The following is a 21906-nucleotide window of genomic DNA, read 5'->3' as shown; positions in this document are numbered from 1 at the left end:
GCGCTTTATTTTAAAATCCGCAATTCTTCCCAATCCGGAAGCTGTTTAGCCTCGCAAATTAATTTGCATAAATGGATCGAATGTTCGAGCTCTTGTTCTGAGAGCTCATTTTCCTGTCTTTCCATTCTCTCTTTCAGCTCTTGGATTTGCGTAAATAATGCCGTCGTCATATTGGAATAAGCCGCTGAATCCTTGTTGTAATTTCGCGCAATGACGGATTGAATCATCAATTTATTCAGTTGTTTTTTGCGTAAACGGACAATATGTTTCTTTCTTTCTGCTGAATTGGAAAGCAAGTGAACATCAGATGTCTGTCCTAAGGGATAAGGTACAATGTGATTCGTTGTTTTTCTCAGCAGACCGGCTAAGACATTGTTCGGACCCATTTCGATGACTTCCGTCACTCCGTGTAAAAGCAAGTAATGCATCGATTCCGTCCATCTTACCGGCATCGTCATGTGCTGCTCGAGATGTTCGCTGATCGAATTTCCGCTGCTGTAAGGGCGTGCAGTGACATTTGAAATGATCGGCCATGCGGCTTCCCGGAAGGAATACCGGTGTAATACAGTCTGGAATTGTTCAGATGCTGATCGTATCAGCGAACTGTGAAAAGGCGCACTGACATTCAAATAAGTGTATGCCGCTCCCTTTTCCTCCGCCATCTTGATGACACGTTCCACAGCTTGCCGGTGTCCGGAAATCACATGCTGCTGTTCAGAATTCATGCAGGCTACTCCTGCCGGAAAGTCTTCCGTCGACACTTTCGAACATATTTCCTGCAACGTTTGAAGAGAGAGGTGAGTCACGGCGGCCATCGTCCCCTGCTGCTGAGGATCCGCATTCTGCATAAGAATTCCCCGCTGCCTTACAAGTGTAACGGCATCCTGAAAAGAAAGGGCGCCGGCACAGACAAGCGCTGAATATTCGCCTAAGCTATGGCCTGCCAGGAAGCGGGGCTTCACCCCTATTTCCTGCATATACACTTGAAAAGCAATAACACTGACCGTTAAAATAGCGGGCTGCGCGTTCATTGTCTTTGTCAATTCATTCATATCTCCGTTAAAACACAGTTTTTTTACATCCAAGGAGATCGCATCGCTCGCTTCTTCAAACAATCTCTTTGCGAGCACAAAATCATTACAAAATTGTTTGCCCATTCCTACAAATTGAGACCCTTGTCCAGGAAATAAAAAGGCAAGATTGTTCATGAGATTCCTCCGATCATATTGAACAGAAATACAATATCATACAAATTATCCCTTTATATAACATCCTAGCATGATTATAACAAATGTGTATAGAATACTTTCGGAGGAGTTATTGTTCGATTTTACAAACGAATTAGATATATTTATTCATAAAATAAAACATGGGGTTTCACCGAAAATCTGTCTTAAAGAGAGATGATGAAAAGCCGGAGTGGAGCCTGTTACCGGCTCTTCTTCACTTAGGCCGCGCTCTTCATGTTTCATATGTTTTAGGGCTATTGGCATTATTGTGTCAGAAATTACATATTTTATGTTTATTGTAAAAATTCATTTGTATATCTGTGAAGGATTGTAAACTGATGGCGCTTGATTATAAATGCGGTGCAGAAATGGATCTGGATGAGAAAAATCTGCAAGGACAAAATACGCCGCAGAACATGTGAATGACCCAGCCCGGATACCGGTTGGCGCAGTAAATCGGCCTATTGAGTGAACAAGATTTTTCAGGCATAAAAAAACAGCCGTTCAGAGCGGCTGTTTTTTAAAAAATATAAGAACTATTGAGCGGTATACCCGCCATCCATGACTACGGCCTGACCTGTAACCCCTTTTGCTTTGTCGCTGGCCAAAAATACAGCGTAATCAGCGATTTCCTTCACTGACAGCAGCCGTTTTTGGGGAACGAGCGGAAAGATGACGTCCTCAAGCACCCGCTCGTACGGTACATTCCTTGTTGCGGAAATGTCCTTTAACTGATTGCGGACAAGCTGAGTGTCCACATATCCCGGACAAAGCGCATTGACGGTAATGCCGTCAGCCGCGCCTTCAAGTGCGCCGACTTTCGTTAAACCGATGACGCCGTGCTTGGCGCTGTTATATGCCGCTTTCCCGTGAAAACCGATCAGCCCGTTGACAGACGCCATATTAATGATTCGCCCGAATTGCTGTTTTTTCATAATGGGGAATGTATGCTTCATTGCGATAAATGGCGCAGTCAGCATGACACGAATGAGCCGTTCAAACTGTTCGGTGGGAAATTCCTCGATGGGCGCGACATGCTGAATGCCCGCATTATTCACAAGGATATCGAGGCGTCCGAATTGTTTCTCGACCGTCTGCAGCATGTCGGCCACTTGGCTTTCATTTGTTACATCGCATGTGATGCTGACTGCTTCACAGCCTTCTTCTTTCAGTCTTGCCGCCGCTTCTTTCCCCGCTTGTTCGTTTACATCAGAGATGATGACGGCTGCTCCTTCACGGGCGAATTCTCTTGCAATTTCAAGCCCGATTCCTCCGGCTGCTCCTGTTACAACGGCTGTTTTTTCAATAAGCAATGAATGCATGACGGCACCTCCTCATTTTGGTCTGACCCCGTTTTTTAACGACTGGCTGACAGTAAAATGACCTTCTGTTTTCTCAAAGACCTCCTCCACTGTTACACCTTCCTGCAGTTCGGTGAGCGTCATACGGCCATCATGAAAATCGAATACAGCCAAATCTGTGATCAGCCGATCGACCACCTGCCTGCCGGTTAAAGGCAGCGTACATTCCGTTCTCACTTTAGATTCCCCATATTTATTAACATGCTCCATAATGACAATAATCCGTTTTGCTCCGTGGACCAGGTCCATGGCGCCGCCCATTCCTTTGATCATTTTTCCGGGGATCATCCAGTTCGCCAAATCTCCCCGTTCGGACACTTCCATCCCGCCGAGGATCGCTACATCAATGTGGCCGCCGCGAATCATGGCGAAGGATTCGGCACTGTCAAAATACGAGGCTCCCTTTACCTCGGTAATGGTTTCTTTTCCCGCATTGATCAGATCGGGATCCTCCGTTCCATCCGCCGGATAAGGCCCAATTCCGAGCAAGCCGTTTTCAGACTGAAGCAGGACGTTATAATCATTCGGTATCTCATTGGCTACAAGCGTCGGCATCCCTATCCCCAAGTTCACATTCATTCCGTCCTTTATTTCCTTTACAGCCCGTTTGATCATTCGTTTTCTGCTATCTCTCATTCTGTCAGCCTCCTTTATCATGCTTGCCGGACGGTGCGGCGTTCAATCCGTTTTTCATGAATCCCGCCAAGCAGAACGTGCTGCACAAAAATACCCGGCGTATGAATTTGATCGGGATCAAGCTCTCCGGCATCGACGATTTCTTCAGCCTCTGCAATCGTCACTTTGCCTGCCATTGCAGCGAGCGGATTGAAATTTCTCGCCGTCTTTCTGAACATCAGGTTGCCCAGAGGATCGGCTTTCCAGGCCTTTACGATGGCGGCGTTCCCTGTAATCCCTTTCTCCAGAAGATAGGTGCGTCCGTCAAATGTCTTATGTTCTTTTCCCTCGGCTACTGATGTTCCGACGCCCGCAGGTGTATAAAACGCCGGAATGCCCGCCCCTCCCGCGCGAATTCTTTCTGCGAGCGTTCCTTGGGGCACCAATTCGACTTCCAGCTCCCCGCTTAAAAACTGCCGTTCAAAGGTTTTGTTTTCTCCGACATAGGATGCGACCATTTTTTTGATCTGCCGGTTTGCAAGCAAGAGGCCTAACCCCCAATCATCAACACCGCAGTTATTACTGACAACGGTCAAGTTTTTCACGCCGCTGTCCCTGATCGCGAGTATTAATTGTTCCGGAATGCCGCACAGGCCGAAGCCTCCTGCGATGAGGGTGTCTCCGTCCTTGATCAGTGCAGCAGCATCTTTATAAGAGTCCATCACTTTTCCTTTTCCCATATTCGTTTCCCCTTTCTGTTTTGGCTACACAAGGCCCGTCAGACTGTAAATGGCGATGATGACAAACACAGCGGCTGTTTTAATGACGGTAATGGCAAAGATATCCTTGTAGGATTGGCGGTGGGTCAACCCGGTGACCGCGAGCAGTGTAATGACGGCGCCATTATGCGGAAGAGTGTCCATCCCGCCGGAGGCCATCGAAATCACCCGGTGCATGACCTCCGGCGGGATGTGGAATGTATTGATTGCTTCTGTATATGCTGCTGACATCGTGCTTAAAGCGATGCCCATTCCTCCTGATGCCGATCCTGTAATTCCGGCAAGCGCAGTGGTCGTCACCGCTCCGTTGACGAGCGGATCAGTAAACGTCTGCGATATGCCGCTGCTGACCATTTTAAAGCCGGGAAGCGCCGCAATGATGCCGCCAAATCCGTATTCGGCTCCTGTATTCATCGACGCGAGCAAGGCACCCCCGATGCCCTCATTCAGTCCTTCTTTCAAATTGAAGAGCACTTTTTTCCAATCGAACAAAATCGTTGTCATGATTCCGATGAGCAGTGCGAGTTCTACTGACCAGATCGCAGTGACGGAGGAAAGGTCAATCTTCCCGAACGCTTCTAAACCGAGCTGCGCAAAATCAAATCCGTCAGGGTACCAATGCGGGAGCCACATTGTGAAGCATTTGTTCATGATCCCCACAAGGATAAGCGGAACAAAGGCGAGCACTTGCCGCGCGGGGCTGGGTTCTGCCTCCTGCGGTAAAACAGGCGTATGTTTTTCATTAGCCAGACTTGAGGAATCCTCTGCAGCGGAAACTTCAGATTGAAATCCAGCATAGCCTTCTCCGGCATTGGCCGCTTTTTTGCGCCGGGATTCTAAATAAATCATTCCGGCCGTAAGCACAAATGCTGCGCCAATCAGTCCGAGCCAGGGAGCGGCATAAATGTTTGTTTTAAAAAAAGCTGTCGGAATGACATTTTGAATTTGCGGTGTGCCGGGAAGCGCATCCATTGTAAAAGTAAACGCGCCCAATGCAATCGTACCGGGTATCAGACGCTTGGGAATATCAGCTTTAATAAATAGGTTTTTAGCAAACGGATAAATGGCAAACACCGCTACGAAGAGACTGACGCCGCTGTACGTTAAAATCACACCCATTAAGACGATGGCGAGAATGGCTCTTTTTGCTCCCACAAGTCTGACGATTGTTTTTGCAATCGACTCGGCGAGCCCGGATATTTCAACAACCTTGCCAAAAACGGCCCCTAAAAGAAATACGGGAAAATACAGCTTAATAAATCCTACCATCTTCTCCATAAATATATTCGAGAAGAAAGGAAGTACGAAGCTTGGATCTGTAAGAAGCACGGCAAACAGCGCACAAATCGGAGCGAATAAAATGACTGAAAAGCCCCGGTAAGCCGCAAACATCAGCATGCCTAATGCCAATAAAATAATAACAATGTCCACAAATCCCCCTCTTTTCTGCTCAATATTAGTAAGCGCTTACAAAAATCGAGAAAATAAAGCAAAAAACATGCCGGTTTTGCACCGTTTCTGAGGCTGAAAAAATGTGCATCATGGTGAATTTTCCGTTTTGGCGAAAGAAAAGGAGATTCTTGCTGCATGATATTGAACGGCTGAGCAGCGAGTTTTTTTAGGGATAGTGAGATGGATCAGAGAGGATTTTTGCTTTATAAATATGTATTCTTTTTTCTTTCATTTATTTCCTGCAAGAGGAACCGATAAAATCCGGCCCTCCTGCATGGTCATTCAGCCAAGGACAACCGGAAGCTCTTTGAGCGACCTAAAACCAATGAGCTTGCGGTATTCAAGGCGGTGTGCGGCCAGCCGAAGCTTAGGCATCCGCTCAAACAGTGTGAGAATTGCAATTTGTGCTTCGATGCGCGCTAATGAGGAGCCTATGCAAAAATGGGCGTTCTTTCCGAATGCAAGATGCGGATTCGGTTTTCTTTGGATGTCCATTTTATGAGGCTGATCGAATATGCTTGGATCGCGATTGGCTGCCCCTAAAAGGATATATACCTGCTCTCCTTTTTTTATGGTCTTCCCATTTATTTCACAGTCTTCTGAAGCGGTGCGTGCCGTCAGCTGCGCGGGGCTGTCGTAGCGCAGACATTCCTCGACAGCAGTTTCAATAAGCGAGGGGTTTTCTCTCAGTGCGCTAAGCTGTTCAGGGTGTTTCAATAAAGTAAACACACCGTTGCTCATGAGGTTTACCGTCGTCTCGTGTCCGGCTATGACAAGTAAGATACATGTCGCGAGCACTTCGTCTTTTGAAAGCTGTTCCCCCATAATAAACCTGCTGATTAAGTCTTCCTGAGGATGTGCTTTCCGCTCGTGAAACAAATCTCTGAAATATGCAGTCAGCCTGCCTGCGGTGTCGCTTGCTCTGACTAACATCTTTCTTGACCGGGTAAGATCAATGGCCTGAATGACGTCTGCCGTCCATTGTCTGAATTGATATCTCTCCTCTTTCGGCACTCCGAGTATCTCCGCAATGATGAGGCTTGCCAATGGAAAGGCAAACTCTGAAACAAGGTCTGCGTTTTTTTTGTTTTGGATTTGATCCAACAAGTCATGAACCGTTTCTTTTATACAGGGGCGAAGTGATTCCGCCGTCTTTGCGGTAAATTCTTTACCTATAAGCATCCGCATCCGCTTATGGTCTGATTGATTTTTAAATAACAGCATATCGTGCTGGATATGCGATAGATTTTGATATTTCGTTGAAGCTTCCGGAAAAGGGACGCGGTTTTTAAACCGGGTGTCTTTCAAAATCGCTGCCGCTTCTTTATACCCGGTGACATACCAGCCCGGATGTTTTAATACGGTTCCTTTATAAACAGGATCAATGGCACGCAGTTTTTCATAAAACGGGTAAGGGTCATTCCAAAAATCCGAATCCGCATGGAGGGACGGATGTGCAGTCGATAGGCCCGCCGTCATCTTATACCTCCGTATTGCAGGCGGATTGCAGGCCGGCTTTCATTTCTTCAACGGATTCGACTTCAAACCCTAAATCATGGAGCATTTGATGATCCTCTGTTTCATGCTGCCCTGCTGTCGTTAAGTAATCTCCGACGAAAATCGAATTTGCGGCGTAAAGTCCCAGCGGCTGCAGCGAACGAAGGTTGACTTCCCGGCCTCCTGAGATACGGATTTCTTTTGACGGATTGATAAAACGGAACAAGGCGAGCACTTTCAGGCAATACACCGGATGTAATTCGCTTACCCCTTCTAACGGAGTTCCGTCAATCGCATGCAGAAAATTAACCGGGATGCTGTCGGCATCAAGCGCTTTTAAGCTGTTCGCCATATCAATGACGTCCTGTTTCGTTTCTTTCATGCCGACGATGACACCCGAACAAGGCGACATCCCCGATTGTTTCGCCGTTTCCACTGTATTGATCCTGTCGTCATACGTGTGGGAAGTCGTAATGTTTGAGTGATTCCTTTGTGATGTATTGATGTTATGATTGTACCGGTCTACTCCTGCCTGTTTCAGGCGCTCTGCCTGTTCCGGCTTCAGCAGACCGAGGCATGCGCAGATTTTTAAACCGTACGTTTCTTTAATTTCTTTGACAGCATCAACAACTTGATCTACTTCTCTGTTTGACGGTCCCCGCCCGCTGGCGACGATGCAGTATGTCCCTATATTCAAGTCATGGGCGCGTTTTGCCCCCTTAAGCAATATATGCTTATCCACCATCCGATAAGACTCGATCGGCGCTTTTGATATTGAAGATTGTGAACAGTACCCGCAATTTTCCGGACACAGGCCTGATTTTGCATTCATAATCATATTCAGCTTTACTTTTTTTCCGTAAAATCGTTTTCTGATATGAAAAGCGGCATGCATCAGCAATAAAAGATCCTCATCAGGACAATTTAAAATGGCCAGCGCTTCTTGATTCGTTACTTCCGCCCCGTCCAGAACTCTCTCTGCAAGATCCATCCATTGATTCATGTTTATCTCCCCATTTGTGTCAGATTCATGAAAGAGGAAACATCTATATGTTTCTCAATCATGTGTTGAATGTTTTCAGGTGAAACGTGATTCAGCTTCGGTGTGATTCCCAAAATCGGAACTTTGCATAATGTTTCAATCATGCTCGGGTTTGTCTTCTCGTCCAGCCCCGGCCGGCTCTTTACGCCGTTGATAATAATACCGAGAACCTCTATTCCCATGTTTTTCGCATATTCAACGGTTAAATATGTGTGGTTGATGGTTCCGAGATCAGGCCTGGCGACAATCACTGCCGGTAATTCCAAGGCTTTTATCAAATCACTGACTAAGTAATTTTCACCAAGCGGAACGGAAATGCCGCCTGCCCCCTCGACGATGAAACACTCATGACGATTTTTGATCTTACTCCAGTGGGCCATGACTTCATCCATGCTCACGGATTTCCCCTCAAGCATGGCGGCCGTGTACGGCGCAAGCGGCTCTTTCCATTCAAATGGCGTGATTTCTTCATGAGACAGTGCGGTTTGTGACATGTTTTTCAACAGCGAGGTGTCACTTTCCGGATGAGTCCGCGGCACGCCGCTTAAAAACGGTTTAAACACTCCGATATCCGCCTGTTTCTGCCTGAATGCCGCGGCAAGTCCGCAAGAAACGATGGTTTTTCCGACGCCGGTATCTGTTCCTGTGACAAAAAAACTTCTCATTTGTTTATATTCAGCTCTTTTCTAATGGAATCAAATGCTTCTGTCAGCTCGTCTATGTCCTGTAAGCTGCGATCCGCCGTAACGGTCAGCCTGATTCTGCTTTCGCCTTCCGGAACGGCGGGCGGGCGGATGGCCGGGGCGCAGATTCCCTTTTTCTCAAGCAGCGCAGCGGCTGAAACCGCTGTTTTTGCATCACCGATGATAACGGGGATAATCGGTGTATCTCCGCCTCTTACAGTAAAGCCCATATCGGCCAGACGCGTTTTTATCTTTTTGACAGACGACTGCAGCTCACGGCGCGTATCGTGCATATCTGATATGAGGTCAAATGCCGTATGCGAAGCCGCACAAATTGACGGCGGGAGGGCCGTCTGAAAAATAAACGTCCGCGCCTGATTCAGCAAAAAATCAATAAAAATGTTTGATCCCGCGGCAAAACCGCCTTCCGTTCCTACAGCTTTGCTTAATGTGCCGATGACAACATCAGGACAAACACCGAAATAGTCACTGGTTCCTCCGCCGTTTTCCCCGAGTACACCGGTTGCATGCGCGTCATCTGCTATCACAAATGCCTGATACTGCTTTGCAAGCGCCATTATTCGGTCAAGAGGCGCGATGGTGCCGTCCATGCTGAAAACGCCGTCTGTGACGATAAAACGGCGGTTCCGAGTCTGGACGGAGGCAAGTTTTTTCTCAAGATCAGCCATATCAATATGGCGGTACACGATGGTTTCCGCTTTTGATAAACGGCAGCCGTCAACAATGCTCGCATGGTTCAGTTGATCGCTTAAAATGACATCGCCTTTTTGAGGCAGTGAGGCAAGCGCGCCGATATTCGCCAAGTAACCGCTTGAAAATAATAAAGCCGCTTCCGTCTGTTTAAAGTCCGCGATTGTTTGTTCAAGTTTTTCGTGCCACACAGTATTTCCTGTCGTTAACCGTGAGCCGCCGCTTCCCGCTCCGAACCGGCTCAGCGCTGTTTGCGCGGCTGTGATCAGCCGTTCATCTTTTGACAGACCTAAATAGTCATTGGACGCCCAGGTCTGCCGCTTTTGCCCTTTGGTTTTAAGAGCGGTTTCCTGTGTTCGCAGCGTCCGATACAGCCCGTCTCTTTTCACCGCATCGAGCCTTCCGAGGAGCCATCCGTCAAAATCCACGGCCGGTCACCTCGGCTATCGCTTCTTTCATAATGGATATCATGGCTTGTAACTGATCGGTTGTGCTGGCAAGCGGCGGCAGAAAGGCGATGACGTCTCCGAGCGGCCGTGTCAGCATACCCAGCTCTCTCATTTTCAAGGACACCTTGTATCCCATCCGCTTTTCAGGCGGATAAGGCTGTTTCGTCTCTTTATCCCGCACAAGCTCTATGCCGCACATCAAACCGAGCTGGCGGACATCGCCGACATGAGGAAACTGCTTCAGATCATGAAGAAATTTCGCTGCCGTTTTTGATTTTTCGGCGACTCGTTCAACGATGCGCTCTGATTCGAATAAACGCAGATTTTCAATTGCCGCGGCACAGCCAAGCTGATTTCCTGTATAGGAATGGCCGTGGAAAAATGTTTTCATTTTGTCGTAGTCATCGTAGAAGGCTTCATAAATGGCTTCTGTGGCAAACGTCACAGCGATCGGCAAATAGCCTCCCGTAATGCCTTTCCCTGCCGCCATCAAGTCCGGCTGGACATTTTCATGCTCGCAGGCAAACATTTTTCCGGTGCGGCCGAACCCCGTCGCCACTTCGTCAACGATCATTAACACATCATATGCCGTACACAGCTTTCGTACGCCTGCCAGAAAGCCTTCAGGCATGACGATCATCCCGGATGCGCCTTGCACCATCGATTCAATCGTAAGTGCGGCAATCTCTTCGTGGTGTTTTGCAAGCAGCTGTTCGAGCGCGTGAAGGCATTCATCCCGGCACTGTACGGGGTCACCGCTATCAGATCTGTATACATAAGGAATCGGGGCTTTGTAGCTTTCAAACATCAGCGGGCCGTACACATGGTGGAAGAGTTCAATGGAGCCGACGCTGACGGCTCCGATCGTATCGCCGTGATAGCCGTTCTGCATCGAAATAAACGACTGCTTCTTAGGTCTCCCTACGTTTTTCCAGTATTGAAAGGCCATTTTCAGAGCGATTTCCATTGCTTCCGCTCCGCTGTCGGAGTAAAAAACGCGTGTCAGCTTTTCCGGTGTGATGCCCGTCAGCATCTCGGCAAGTTCTGTTGCGGGAACGTTCGTCATACCCAGCAAAGTCGAATGAGCGATTTTTTCAAGCTGTTTTTGAATCGCTTCATCCATTTCTTTTTTGCGGTGGCCGTGTACATTGAGCCATACTGAAGAAAAGCCGTCATAATATTCTTTGCCGCTGATGTCTTTCAGCATGATCCCGTTTCCGCTTTCAATGATTAACGGATCTTCATCGTAATCTTTCATTTGTGTGAAAGGCAGCCAAAGATGCTGTTTGCTCTTTTCAATCATTGATTGTTTCATATGTTCTCCTCCCGCTGAATGAATACAGGCTGCTTCTCTAAAAAATGGATACAGCTCTCCGTATCTATAGAGCCATCAGTAAAGAAAATCCGGCATCCGCTTTCATCTCCGGCATTCTTCATCTTGGCAATCCGCTGATATCCCAGCTTCTTTGCGGCAACGTAGCCTGTTATGTAATCAGGGTCATCTGACCAGCACAATTCGGCAATAATTCCCGGATGTGCGCAAACTTTTGCCGCGATGGCATGTGCTTCTTTTATTCGTGAATTTTCCGGCATGTTGTGAGTAAAAGCCCATTTTTGAAAATCATGTGACGGCCAATCCACTCGGGATACCCGCACACCTCTATTTCCTCTGCCGTCAATGCGTTTTCCTGCCCGGATATCAAACAGGACCGCTCCTCTTGCTTCTGCATATTCCGTAATGTTTTCGTACGCTTTCTCTATCATGTGCGGAGGAATCCCCGCCTTTTGCAGAAGCTTGCGGGCAATTGCTTGTCCTTTTTCCGGCGTGTCTGTTTGATGGAGGGCAACCGGCAAAGGGCGGATCGTTTCGATCGGTTCATGAACGCTTTCAAGCTGAATCTGCATAAAATCAGGTATCCCTCTTGAGTGTGAGAAGCCTTTATGTAATAAGCCATCTACCGCTTCCTGTAAACCGCTGTAAGTGATGAGCCGTTCTCCGCCGGAAATGTGTTTTCCGCCCTGCTCATGGGGGGCGTTTCGGGAAGCTCTCATTCTGACGCTGTAATAGGTCTCTTCCCGCATGGAATCTCCCTCCTTTCTTTCACTTTGAAATTTAATGTTAACCAAAATAAAAAAAGGTTAACACTTATACAGAATATTAGTGTTTCACGCTTAATATGTCAACCCAAACTATCGAACTGTTAACTTAATGGGTTTTACAAAGCCTCATTACGTTTTCATGTTTTGTTCATATTTTAGTAATTGTTTATTCAACACTGTCCGCTAAAGTAATCCATATCAACAAATAGGACAGCGATCCGCATCTTACTTATGAAGGGAGGTCAAAACCGGATGCCGTTATGCTGAAAGAAAAAGTAAAGACAGCAGGCCGTTTTTGCACCGTGGGCGCCGGCAATACGCTGATCGATTTTGGTGTCTTCTTTCTTCTCACCGCTTGCCTTGTCCCCTATCTGCCGGCGCAGATCTGCTCCTATTCGGCAGGGATCATCAACAGCTATGTGTGGAACCGGAAGTGGACGTTTCGTGTAAAACACAAGGCTGACGGGAAAGAGATCGTGCGCTTTCTCATCATTAATCTTGCAGCGTCGGGAATCACCTTTTTGCTGCTGTACGCGTTTCAAAAAGGCGGCTGTTCGCTTTTGGTGAGTAAGCTCGCCGCCACTATCGGCGGAATGATGATGAATTTTATCGGAAACCGAATCTGGGTATTTGGAGATTCGCTGAAAAACATACAGGATCAGGAGTGAAGATGAATGAGAAAAAAAGTGAGAAAAGCGGTCATCCCCGCAGCGGGTTTAGGAACGAGATTTCTGCCGGCGACAAAGGCGCAGCCGAAAGAAATGCTGCCGATCGTCGACAAACCGGCAATCCAATATATTGTCGAAGAGGCCGCAGCGTCAGGAATTGAAGATATACTGATTATTACAGGGAGAAACAAACGCTCGATTGAAGATCATTTTGACCGGTCGGCGGAGTTGGAATTCAATCTTGAGGAAAAAGGCAAGTCAGAGACGCTGAAGGAAATGCAGCGGATTGCCGATTTGGCCAATATTCATTACATCCGTCAGAAAGAACCGCTCGGACTAGGCCATGCAGTGCTGTGTGCGGAGCATTTTATCGGAGATGAGCCTTTTGCCGTTCTCTTAGGTGATGATATTATGGTATCTGACACTCCCGCTCTTTTACAGCTCATAGACGTCTATAACCAACACGGCACAGAAACGATCGGCGTACAGCCCGTCGATCCTGCTGATGTCAGCAAATATGGTATTATACAGACGGGGCGGCAGAGCGGTCATGTGTACCGGGTTGAGGATCTGATTGAGAAACCGGCCGTTGAAAAGGCGCCCTCTCATATTGCGGTGATGGGCCGCTACATATTAACCCCTGCCATTTTTAAAGCGCTGAAGACGATCGGAAGAGGCGCGGGCAGCGAAATCCAATTGACAGACGCGCTGCGCGAAATATGCCGCACTCGAAGCATTTACGCGCGGGAGCTTGAAGGAAGCCGGTTTGATATAGGAGATAAGTTCGGCTGTTTTAAGGCCGGCACGGAGATCGGGCTTCTGCGGGAAGAAATGAGACCGAAACTTTTAGCTTATTTAGAAGAGGTGTTAAAAAGAGAATCTGAAGAAATCGTGCGTTAAAAAATAATTTGTAACCATTTTGCTTGTCAATCAGTCATATAATTGGGTAAAAAGATAAAGAGGTTGTGAACAGTGTGGGCAATTTTATTAGTGAAATATTATCCTGGCTGACAAGTATGGGCTATTTAGGGATTGCGCTCGGATTAATGATCGAAATCATTCCGAGTGAAATCGTTCTGGCTTACGGAGGCTATATGGTGTCAGAAGGCACGATCAGCTTTATCGGCGCCATTGTCGCCGGTGTGATCGGGGGAACGATCGCGCAGTGCTTTATATACTGGATCGCCCGTTATGGGGGACGGCCGTTTTTGGACAAGTACGGCAAGTACTTACTTCTGAAAAAGCATCATGTTGATGTTGCGGAAAACTGGTTTCGCCGTTACGGCGCCGGCGTTGTGTTCTCGGCGCGGTTTATCCCGGTCGTCAGACATGCGATTTCCATCCCGGCCGGCCTTGCGAAAATGCCTCTTTCCAAGTTTGTCATATTGACGACGCTTGCCATTATTCCGTGGTCTGTCATTTTCGTTTATCTCGGGTATCAGCTCGGGGGACAGTGGAAAGACGTAGACAGCTATGCCGGAATGTATACAACTCCGATCATTATATTGGCTCTCGTATTTATTGTTGTTTATTTTGTTGTGAAGAAAATGAGATCAAGACTGTGAAAAAAGACTGCATAAGAACGGCTGCCGAGCCGGATCTATGCAGTCTTTTTTTATTTATACCGGGTATACGGGGTGTTTCCGGTGTGTGAATGTCAGTTGTTTGGACATGTAAGCAGTGAGGCGTTTATTGAGTTCTTCCCGCAAGGAATCAGCAGGAACAATGCCGTCAATCACCATTTCAGAGGCAAGCCGGTAAAGGTTAATGTCTTCCTTATATTCATTACGCTTTTCTTGAATAAAAGCCGGCCTTTCTTCAGGGGCCAGCTCGCTGATTTTGTTTGCGTAGACCGCATTTACCGCTGCTTCAGGACCCATTACGGCAATTTGCGCAGTCGGAAGCGCTAAACAGCAGTCCGGTTCAAAAGCAGGCCCCGCCATCGCGTATAATCCGGCACCGTAGGCTTTTCTGACGATAACGGAAAGCTTCGGAACAGTCGCTTCCGCCATTGCGGAGATCATTTTTGCGCCATGCCTGATGATGCCCGCCTGCTCAACCTTCGTTCCGATCATGAATCCGGGAATGTCTGCTAAAAACAGAAGCGGAATATGGAATGCGTCGCACAAAGCGATAAATTTTGCGGCTTTATCCGCCGAATCGAGAAATAAAACTCCGCCTTTGACACGCGGCTGATTGGCGATAATGCCGACCGGCTGTCCGTGAATCCGCGCAAGCCCCGTTATTAATTCCTGCGCAAATAACGGTTTAATCTCAAAAAATGAGTCTTCATCAATGACACGTTCAATTAAATCCATCATGTTGAACGGTGCGTTTTGATGTGCCGGGATGACATCTGAGAGCGGTTTTTCAAAAGCTTTCGGGTTCTTAGATTTGTTGACTGGCGCTTTTTCAGTATAATTTGCCGGAAAGTAGCTGAGATATGTCTGCGCCATCATGATTGCTTCCTGTTCCGTCGGGGCAAGGAGATCACCGCAGCCTGATACGGAACAATGCATACGGGCGCCGCCCATTTCTTCAAGCGATACTTTCTCGCCGATCACCATTTCTGCCATGCGCGGGGAACCTAAGTACATGGATGCATTGCCTTCGACCATAATGACAATGTCGCAAAAGGCCGGAATGTAAGCGCCGCCCGCAGCGGAAGGACCGAACAATAAACAGATTTGCGGAATGCGGCCCGACAGCTTTACTTGATTATAAAAGATGCGGCCGGCTCCCCTTCTGCCCGGGAACATGTCGACCTGATCCGTAATTCTCGCACCTGCGGAATCGACTAAGTACAAGAGCGGACACTGAAGCTTTTCCGCCGTCTCCTGAATGCGGATGATTTTTTCCACCGTTTTCGCGCCCCACGAGCCCGCCTTTACGGTTGAGTCGTTTGCCATTACACAAACGGTTCTGCCGCCGATGGTTCCGATCCCGGTAACGACCCCGTCAGCCGGCAGTCCGTCTGACATGCACTCGGCGAAAAAAGCGTCTTCAACGGATATGCCGTCATCGAATAAAAGCTTCAGCCTGTCTCTTACAAAAAGTTTTCCCTTCTTTTCGTTGCTTGCGTGATATTTCGCGGCTCCTCCCTTTTCAATCGTTTTGCTGCGTGTCTGCCGTTCTTTTTCGTAATCCATCCGAGTCCCTCCATGTTTTATTTTCCTTTGTATTCAGGGGGTCTTTTTTCTTTAAAAGCGCGCAGGCCCTCTTCTCTGTCAAGTGTAGGGATGACTTGTTCATATGCTTTTCGTTCGATTTCGAGCCCTGTATTGAGATCTGTCTCCAGACCCTTGTTTATCGCGGATTTTGCTTGTCTGACGGCGATCGGCCCATTAGCGGCGATGCGGCCGGCCAGTGCTTTTGCTTTTTCCATAAGTTCATCGGCTTCACAAACATGCTCGATCAGCTTCATGTCTTTTCCCTCTTCGGCAGAAAGCCTTCGGCCGGTATAGATCAATTCTTTTGCCGCGCCGGGACCGATGAGCCGGGGCAGTCTCTGCGTTCCGCCCGCCCCGGGAATGATTGCAAGCCCTGTTTCAGGAAGGCCGAGGCCCGCCCGGCTGACGGCTGTTCTGATATCGCAGGCGAGAGCGAGTTCAAGGCCTCCTCCGATAGCGGTTCCGTTCAGCGCTGCAATGACCGGCTGCGGGAGAGCTTCAATGGATGCAGCCGTTTCACCGATACGCCTGACGCTTTTCTTAACTTGTTCATGATTCATCCCCGCTCTTTCTTTTAAATCAGCGCCGGCGCAAAATGTGTTTCCGGAGCCGGTGAGAATGACACAGCGAATGGATGGCGAGTTTTTGATGTCTTCAATCACACGCTGTAAATGATCAATCATTTCTGATGACAGTGAGTTGGCCGCATGCGGGCGGTTCAGCGTGATCAGACCGATCGTTTCTTGACAGACGGAATACAAGATGCAATCTCCCATGGCTTCTCCTTTCTCATTTCGTTCTGAATGCCTGCAGGTTTCTGCTTGGCAGATCTTTGCCTATTTTATCCGCGATCCAGCCGGCGGCATAAAGAAGTTTATTCATGTCCGTCCCGGTATCAATCCCCATTTGTTCGAGCATATAAATGACGTCTTCTGTGGCGGCGTTTCCTGCTGATCCCGGAGCATACGGACAGCCGCCAAGCCCGCCTGAGGAAGTATCGAAGGATGTAATCCCCATATCAAGAGCGGGAATGATATTCGCTAGAGCCGTTCCTCTTGTATCATGGAAATGGAGTGCGATTTTTGAGGCGGGAATTCTCGGCAAAAGGGCTTCAAGCACGGCTATGACCTGCAAGGGGTTTGCCGCGCCGATCGTGTCGCCGAGCGATATTTCATCAACACCCATTTCGAGCAGGGTGTCTGACAGGCGGATGACTTGTTCGACCGGCACGTTCTGTTCGTACGGGCAGCCGAACACAGTGGACAGATAAGCTCTCGTCGCCATTTTTTCAGCTTTTGCTTCAGTAATAACCCGCCTGAGCTCTTGAACGGTCCGGTCAATCGGTTTGTTTACGTTTTTTTGGTTATGGGTTTCGCTTGCAGATAAAAATACACAGGCCTGATCGATTCCGCCTTCTGCAGCATGCTCCAGTCCGATGAGGTTCGGAACGAGAGCCGCGTAGACCGTATGTTCAGATCTGGCAATGCCTTTTGCGACGTCCAGGCTGTCACGCAGAGCCGGAATCCATCTCGGATGCACGAATGATGTCACTTCGATATAGGGAAGGCCTGTTTTTGACAGCATATTGATCCACTCAATCTTATCTTCTGTATCCACCCACGCCGATTCATTCTGCAAGCCGTCACGCGGTCCTACTTCATTGATGCGGACATGTTTCGGACAGTTCATGCTGCACCTCCCGTTTTATTGAAGTTCAATCAGGACCTCTCCTTCATCAGTGAAATCACCTTCTGATTTTTTCACTTCTTTCACCGTACCCGCTGCATCAGCGATAATCGGAATTTCCATTTTCATAGATTCCAAGATGGCCACTTCCTGCCCTTCTTCAATGACATCACCCGGCTTCACATGAATTTTCCACAGGTTTCCCGCCATCTGAATTTTTATGACGCTCATTTTGACGCCCCCTCGTTCATTGTTTGTAAAAAACCGGTTGTTGCCTCACCCTTTTCAAACACTTCTGAATGGGCAATTTTTGTCAGCAGCGGAATGTTGGTTTTAATCCCTTCTACATGATATTCGCCAAGGGCGGTTTTCAGTTGTTCAATGGCTTGTTTTCTCGTATTCGCCGTGACGATCATTTTAGCAATCATCGGATCGTAAAACGGAGAAATGACGCTTCCCTTTTCTACGGCGCATTCGTGTCGCACTGACGGGTGTCTTAAAACGGAAAAAGACGAGATGGCACCGGGTGACGGGTAAAAGGTGACCGGATCTTCCGCATAGATCCGCACTTCTATCGCATGACCGCGGTGGTTGATATCTTTCTGCGAGAAAGTCAGCGCCTGCCCGGCGGCGATTTTCAGCTGTTCTTCCACAAGATCCAGTCCTGTAATTTCTTCTGTCACCGGATGCTCCACCTGCAGTCTTGTGTTCATCTCTAAAAAATAGATTTGTTTCTTTTGGTCGACGAGAAATTCTATTGTGCCTGCATTTTGGTAGCCGATCGATTCAGCGGCTTTAACGGCGGTTTCACCGAGTCTTTGTCTTAATTCATCGTCAACAAACGGCGACGGCGCTTCTTCTATCACTTTTTGGTGGCGCCTTTGTACTGAACAGTCACGTTCAAACAGATGAACGGTGTTTCCGAAAGAATCTGCGAGAATCTGAATTTCAATATGACGGGCATTTTCAATGACTTTTTCCATATACATTGCGCCGTCTCCGAAAAAGGATGCGGCCCGCTTTTGATTGCCTTCAAACGCTTTGGCCAGCTCTTCTTCTGAATGTACGATCTGCATGCCGATTCCGCCGCCTCCTGCAGACGCTTTCAGCATGACCGGAAAGCCGATGGCACGGGCTTCGGCTAAGGCGGAGTGAACATCGGGCAATGGCTCTGAAACACCGGGAACGATCGGGACCTTTGCTTTTTGCATCGTTTTTCGGGCTTCTATCTTGCTGCCCATCTTGGCGATGATATCACCGGGCGGGCCGATAAATGTGATTTGTTCCTTCCGACAGCGTTCGGCGAACAGGCTGTTTTCTGACAGCAGCCCGTAGCCCGGATGAATGGCGTCCGCTCCGGCGGATTTGGCGGCTTCTATGATTCTGTCGATATATAAATAGCTTTCATTTACTCTCGATTTACCGATCGGATAGGCCTCATCAGCCGCTTTTACATGCAGCGCGTCCCGGTCGGCTTCTGAATACACAGCTGCCGAGGGGATGCCGAGGCGTTTGCAGGTGCGGATAATTCTTAAGGCGATTTCTCCTCTGTTGGCAATCAGGACTTTTTTAAACAAATGTGAAGCACTCCTTTTTCATTAAGTTAACTTGAGCTCTTCAATCGTTTTTTCCCGCAGCTTGAATTTCTGAATTTTTCCTGAGGCTGTCATTGGATATTCATCTGTAAACAAAACATACCTGGGGACTTTATAGCGGGCGATATGTTCTTTGCAAAAGGTTCTGATGTCTTCTGCGGAAGCGGTTTGTCCGTCTTTGAGCCTGACCCACGCCGCGGCCTCTTCTCCGTATTTCGGATCAGGCACGCCGACGACCTGAACGTCTGCCACTGCGGGATGCCGATATAACATTTCCTCAATTTCGCGCGGATAGATATTTTCGCCGCCCCTGATCAGCATGTCTTTCAGACGGCCCGTGATTTTGCAGTACCCGTCCTCGTCCATGACAGCCAAATCACCGGTATGCAGCCAGCCGTCCTTGTCTATCGCTTCTTCGGTCGCTTCTTGATTTTTATAATAGCCTTTCATGACATGGTATCCGCGGGTGCAGAGCTCTCCTTGTTCACCCCGGTCGGCTTCTTGGGATGTTCCGGGCCGAACGATTCTGACTTCGATATGGGGAAGCGCGCGCCCCGCTGTTTCCACTCTTCTTTCAAATGAATCATCCGTTCTTGTCTGCGTAATGACAGGTGATGCTTCGGTCTGTCCGTAGGCAATGGTAATGCCGGTCATCCTCATTTTGCCGATCACTTCTCTCATGACTTCCGCCGGGCATGGCGAGCCTGCCATAATCCCGGTTCGGACGTGGGAAAGATCATATTCAGAAAAACGGCTGTCATTTAGGAGGGCGATAAACATCGTCGGTACACCGTGCAGAGCCGTGCAGGCTTCTTGCTCCACCGTTTTCAGAACGGCCGGCGGAGAAAACTGTTCGATCGGAATCATCGCCGCACCCGCGGAAACACATGCCAGCACGCCGAGCACACACCCGAAGCAGTGGAAAAACGGCACGGGAATACATAAACGGTCACTTGAAGTAAGCTTCATGCATTCTGCGATATTGGCCGCGTTATTTACGATATTAAAATGTGAGAGCATGACGCCTTTCGGAAATCCGGTCGTACCTGATGTATATTGCATATGAATGCAATCATCCTTTTTCAGGCTGTCCATCCTTCCGTCAAGCGCTGCATCCGTTAAAGCTTCGCCTTCCTTCAGCAAAGAATCCCAGCGGTGCATCCCGGGCGGGCTTTTATCACCGATATATAACACCGTCCGTAAAAAGGGGTAACGTTTCGAACGCAGCCTGCCGTGCTCACAAGTTTTCAGCTCCGGAATCAGCTTATTCACCATCTCAACATAAGATGTCTGCCGGTAGGAATCCATGATTATCAGGGCCGAGACGTCTGAATGCGCCAGCAGGTAATCGAGTTCTGCGATTTGAAAATTTGTATTGATGGTGACCAGAACGGCGCCGATTTTCGCCGTTGCAAATTGCGCCGCGAGCCATTCCGGTATGTTGGATGCCCATATGGCCACATGATCTCCTTTTTCAATTCCCAGTTTCATCAGCCCTTTTGCGGTTTGCCGGCATAACCGGTCAAACTCGGCATACGTATAACGAAGGCCGCGCTCAGGGTAAACAACCGCTTCATGATCCGGAAAAAGCTCCGCGGTCCGCTCAAGCAGCTTTCCGGCTGTTAAATGGATAAGTTCAGCCATATGACCTGCCCCCTTCCATCCCTGTCTTAGTAAACGTTTTCATTTCACTTCAAAAGCTGTCTTGCGATGACCATTCTTTGAATTTCTGATGTTCCTTCGCCAATCTCCATCAGCTTTGCGTCACGAAGCATACGTTCGACACCGCATTCCTTCATATAACCGGAACCGCCATGAATTTGGATGGCCTGAAGGCAGGTTCTGACGGCCATTTCTGAAGCATAAAGCTTGGCGAATGCCGCTTCTTTCGTAAATGGCAGGTTTTGATCCTTCAGCCATGCCGCTTTAAGCACCATTTGTCTGGCAAGGTCAATTTCCATCGCCATATCGGCCAGCTTAAATTGAATGGCTTGAAATGACGATATCGGACTGCCGAACTGCTTGCGTTCCTTCGCATATGACAGCGACGCCTCCAGTGCGCCTTGAGCGATACCGACAGCCAGTGCCGCAATCGAGATCCGCCCGCCGTCTAATGTATATAAAAATTGTTTAAAACCTTTTTCAGGATCACCGAGCAGGTTATCGGCAGGCACCCTGACATCCTCCAGCACAAGCTCGGCCGTATCCGATCCTCTCACACCCATCTTGTCGTACGGATTTGTGATCGTAAATCCCGGTGTGTCTGTCGGGACGATGAGAGCTGAAATGATCGGTTTTCCGGCGGAGTTCTTTCCCGTAACGGCGGTGACAATGACCGTGCGGGCGTAATTTGCGTTTGTGATCCAGCATTTTTCTCCGTTTATCACATAGTCATCGCCCTTTTTCTCGGCTTTTGTCTGGGTGCCGCCGGCATCTGAACCGGCATTCGGCTCTGTCAGCCCGAATGATCCGAGCGCTTTTCCCGAAGCAAGCGGAACAAGATGTTCTTGCTTTTGCTGCTCAGTACCGAAATAGTATAATGGGCTTGCGCCGAGTGACACGGCTGCCGCGTAGCTCAGCCCCGTGCTGCCGCAGGCTTTTCCGATTTCTTCGACCGCTGCTGCATATGAAATGGTGTCACCGCCCGCCCCGCCGTATTCTTCCGGAAACGGAATTCCGAGCAGCCCGAGTTCGCCTATTTTTTTAAATGTGTCTATCGGGAAGACGGCTGATTGATCAACCTCATGGGCTTTCGGGGCAATTTCATTTTTGGCGAAATCTCTGACCATTTCGCGCACCATCTGCTGTTCTTTTGTCAGTTGAAAATTCATTAACCTTCCTCCTTCTGCTGCTTTCTACATTTTATTAA

21 protein-coding genes are annotated in these 21906 nt (G+C 48.4%); 3 read left to right on the top strand and 18 right to left on the bottom strand.

The genetic code is table 11. The features are described from left to right. Positions 1–5: 5 nt before the first annotated feature. From bamD to C5I45_RS10240, 11 genes are all read right to left on the bottom strand, one after another. Positions 6–1208, bottom strand: a complete 1203-nt coding sequence (bamD, locus tag C5I45_RS10295) for a bacillomycin D biosynthesis malonyl-CoA transacylase BamD (protein WP_107994377.1) — start codon at positions 1206–1208, stop codon at positions 6–8. 557 nt (positions 1209–1765) lie between these two features. Continuing rightward, positions 1766–2551, bottom strand: a complete 786-nt coding sequence (locus tag C5I45_RS10285; RefSeq protein WP_107994376.1) for a 3-hydroxybutyrate dehydrogenase — start codon at positions 2549–2551, stop codon at positions 1766–1768. A gap of 12 nt (positions 2552–2563) precedes the next feature. Then, the gene (locus C5I45_RS10280) at positions 2564–3226 is read right to left on the bottom strand and encodes a CoA transferase subunit B (RefSeq protein WP_088037165.1); all 663 of its coding nucleotides are present in this window, start codon (positions 3224–3226) and stop codon (positions 2564–2566) included. A 17-nt stretch (positions 3227–3243) separates the two neighbouring features. Next, on the bottom strand, positions 3244–3945 hold the full coding sequence (locus tag C5I45_RS10275) for a CoA transferase subunit A (protein ID WP_003153920.1): 702 nt from the start codon (positions 3943–3945) through the stop codon (positions 3244–3246). A gap of 24 nt (positions 3946–3969) precedes the next feature. Continuing rightward, positions 3970–5415, bottom strand: coding sequence for a GntP family permease (locus C5I45_RS10270; RefSeq protein ID WP_107994375.1), 1446 nt, complete (start codon positions 5413–5415; stop codon positions 3970–3972). Between the two features lie 303 nt (positions 5416–5718). Beyond that, positions 5719–6915 carry a cytochrome P450 gene (locus C5I45_RS10265; protein WP_046559621.1) on the bottom strand — a complete coding sequence of 399 codons (1197 nt, stop codon included), beginning with the start codon at positions 6913–6915 and terminating at the stop codon, positions 5719–5721. 1 nt (position 6916) lies between these two features. Further along, positions 6917–7936, bottom strand: coding sequence for a biotin synthase BioB (gene bioB / locus C5I45_RS10260; RefSeq protein WP_107994374.1), 1020 nt, complete (start codon positions 7934–7936; stop codon positions 6917–6919). A 2-nt stretch (positions 7937–7938) separates the two neighbouring features. Beyond that, positions 7939–8640 (bottom strand): dethiobiotin synthase, encoded by a 702-nt coding sequence (gene bioD, locus C5I45_RS10255; protein WP_014305103.1) that lies wholly within the window; start codon positions 8638–8640, stop codon positions 7939–7941. After that, positions 8637–9797 carry an 8-amino-7-oxononanoate synthase gene (gene bioF, locus C5I45_RS10250; RefSeq protein WP_107994373.1) on the bottom strand — a complete coding sequence of 387 codons (1161 nt, stop codon included), beginning with the start codon at positions 9795–9797 and terminating at the stop codon, positions 8637–8639. Before bioF ends, bioD begins: the two co-directional genes overlap by 4 nt. After that, positions 9787–11133 carry an adenosylmethionine--8-amino-7-oxononanoate transaminase gene (gene bioA / locus C5I45_RS10245; RefSeq protein ID WP_107994372.1) on the bottom strand — a complete coding sequence of 449 codons (1347 nt, stop codon included), beginning with the start codon at positions 11131–11133 and terminating at the stop codon, positions 9787–9789. The genes bioF and bioA overlap by 11 nt, the downstream gene beginning before the upstream one ends. After that, positions 11130–11900, bottom strand: a complete 771-nt coding sequence (locus C5I45_RS10240) for a 6-carboxyhexanoate--CoA ligase (protein WP_107994371.1) — start codon at positions 11898–11900, stop codon at positions 11130–11132. The genes bioA and C5I45_RS10240 overlap by 4 nt, the downstream gene beginning before the upstream one ends. A 278-nt stretch (positions 11901–12178) precedes the next feature. On the opposite strand from C5I45_RS10240, the gene C5I45_RS10235 reads away from it, so the two are divergent. The 3 genes from C5I45_RS10235 (at position 12179) to C5I45_RS10225 (ending at position 14151) form a co-directional block, all read left to right on the top strand. After that, complete coding sequence (locus C5I45_RS10235; protein ID WP_025851040.1) at positions 12179–12586, top strand: GtrA family protein; 408 nt, start codon at positions 12179–12181, stop codon at positions 12584–12586. A gap of 6 nt (positions 12587–12592) precedes the next feature. Beyond that, positions 12593–13486: a UTP--glucose-1-phosphate uridylyltransferase GalU gene (galU, locus tag C5I45_RS10230; RefSeq protein ID WP_107994370.1), complete on the top strand. Its 894-nt coding sequence runs from the start codon at positions 12593–12595 to the stop codon at positions 13484–13486. A 74-nt stretch (positions 13487–13560) separates the two neighbouring features. Continuing rightward, positions 13561–14151 (top strand): undecaprenyl phosphate transporter UptA, encoded by a 591-nt coding sequence (locus C5I45_RS10225; protein WP_007410125.1) that lies wholly within the window; start codon positions 13561–13563, stop codon positions 14149–14151. Between the two features lie 54 nt (positions 14152–14205). Here C5I45_RS10225 and C5I45_RS10220 read toward each other — a convergent pair whose 3' ends face one another. From C5I45_RS10220 to C5I45_RS10190, 7 genes are read right to left on the bottom strand one after another with little or no spacing between them, the layout of a single operon-like run. Further along, a complete protein-coding gene (locus C5I45_RS10220) occupies positions 14206–15735 on the bottom strand; it encodes an acyl-CoA carboxylase subunit beta (RefSeq protein ID WP_107994369.1) in 1530 nt (509 codons plus the stop codon). 17 nt (positions 15736–15752) lie between these two features. Continuing rightward, a complete protein-coding gene (locus C5I45_RS10215) occupies positions 15753–16532 on the bottom strand; it encodes an enoyl-CoA hydratase (protein WP_107994368.1) in 780 nt (259 codons plus the stop codon). Between the two features lie 13 nt (positions 16533–16545). After that, the gene (locus C5I45_RS10210; RefSeq protein ID WP_007410122.1) at positions 16546–17445 is read right to left on the bottom strand and encodes a hydroxymethylglutaryl-CoA lyase; all 900 of its coding nucleotides are present in this window, start codon (positions 17443–17445) and stop codon (positions 16546–16548) included. 15 nt (positions 17446–17460) lie between these two features. Continuing rightward, entirely contained in the window at positions 17461–17673 is a 213-nt protein-coding gene (locus C5I45_RS10205; protein WP_007410121.1) for an acetyl-CoA carboxylase biotin carboxyl carrier protein subunit, read from the bottom strand. Next, complete coding sequence (locus C5I45_RS10200; protein ID WP_107994367.1) at positions 17670–19019, bottom strand: acetyl-CoA carboxylase biotin carboxylase subunit; 1350 nt, start codon at positions 19017–19019, stop codon at positions 17670–17672. Before C5I45_RS10200 ends, C5I45_RS10205 begins: the two co-directional genes overlap by 4 nt. A gap of 21 nt (positions 19020–19040) precedes the next feature. Next, the gene (locus C5I45_RS10195) at positions 19041–20681 is read right to left on the bottom strand and encodes an AMP-binding protein (protein ID WP_107994366.1); all 1641 of its coding nucleotides are present in this window, start codon (positions 20679–20681) and stop codon (positions 19041–19043) included. A 44-nt stretch (positions 20682–20725) separates the two neighbouring features. Beyond that, the gene (locus tag C5I45_RS10190) at positions 20726–21868 is read right to left on the bottom strand and encodes an acyl-CoA dehydrogenase family protein (RefSeq protein WP_032857977.1); all 1143 of its coding nucleotides are present in this window, start codon (positions 21866–21868) and stop codon (positions 20726–20728) included. Between the last annotated feature and the right edge of the window lie 38 nt (positions 21869–21906).

Source organism: Bacillus sp. ZY-1-1, from assembly GCF_003047165.1.
Classification (GTDB): domain Bacteria; phylum Bacillota; class Bacilli; order Bacillales; family Bacillaceae; genus Bacillus; species Bacillus velezensis.
This window is presented reverse-complemented; position numbering and strand designations above follow the sequence as displayed.

Bases quoted from the DNA above. Each gene is read 5' to 3' on its own strand.
- C5I45_RS10280 (WP_088037165.1), bottom strand. From the start codon at position 3,226: ATGAGAGATAGCAGAAAACGAATGATCAAACGGGCTGTAAAGGAAATA.
- bioB (WP_107994374.1), bottom strand. From the start codon at position 7,936: ATGAATCAATGGATGGATCTTGCAGAGAGAGTTCTGGACGGGGCGGAA.
- bioA (WP_107994372.1), bottom strand. From the start codon at position 11,133: ATGAAACAATCAATGATTGAAAAGAGCAAACAGCATCTTTGGCTGCCT.
- C5I45_RS10240 (WP_107994371.1), bottom strand. From the start codon at position 11,900: ATGCGGGAAGAGACCTATTACAGCGTCAGAATGAGAGCTTCCCGAAAC.
- galU (WP_107994370.1), top strand. From the start codon at position 12,593: ATGAGAAAAAAAGTGAGAAAAGCGGTCATCCCCGCAGCGGGTTTAGGA.
- C5I45_RS10220 (WP_107994369.1), bottom strand. From the start codon at position 15,735: ATGGATTACGAAAAAGAACGGCAGACACGCAGCAAAACGATTGAAAAG.
- C5I45_RS10235 (WP_025851040.1), top strand. From the start codon at position 12,179: ATGCTGAAAGAAAAAGTAAAGACAGCAGGCCGTTTTTGCACCGTGGGC.
- C5I45_RS10190 (WP_032857977.1), bottom strand. From the start codon at position 21,868: ATGAATTTTCAACTGACAAAAGAACAGCAGATGGTGCGCGAAATGGTC.
- bioD (WP_014305103.1), bottom strand. From the start codon at position 8,640: ATGAGAAGTTTTTTTGTCACAGGAACAGATACCGGCGTCGGAAAAACC.
- C5I45_RS10205 (WP_007410121.1), bottom strand. From the start codon at position 17,673: ATGAGCGTCATAAAAATTCAGATGGCGGGAAACCTGTGGAAAATTCAT.
- C5I45_RS10275 (WP_003153920.1), bottom strand. From the start codon at position 3,945: ATGGGAAAAGGAAAAGTGATGGACTCTTATAAAGATGCTGCTGCACTG.
- C5I45_RS10215 (WP_107994368.1), bottom strand. From the start codon at position 16,532: ATGGGAGATTGCATCTTGTATTCCGTCTGTCAAGAAACGATCGGTCTG.
- C5I45_RS10195 (WP_107994366.1), bottom strand. From the start codon at position 20,681: ATGGCTGAACTTATCCATTTAACAGCCGGAAAGCTGCTTGAGCGGACC.
- bamD (WP_107994377.1), bottom strand. From the start codon at position 1,208: ATGAACAATCTTGCCTTTTTATTTCCTGGACAAGGGTCTCAATTTGTA.
- C5I45_RS10210 (WP_007410122.1), bottom strand. From the start codon at position 17,445: ATGAACTGTCCGAAACATGTCCGCATCAATGAAGTAGGACCGCGTGAC.
- C5I45_RS10265 (WP_046559621.1), bottom strand. From the start codon at position 6,915: ATGACGGCGGGCCTATCGACTGCACATCCGTCCCTCCATGCGGATTCG.
- C5I45_RS10285 (WP_107994376.1), bottom strand. From the start codon at position 2,551: ATGCATTCATTGCTTATTGAAAAAACAGCCGTTGTAACAGGAGCAGCC.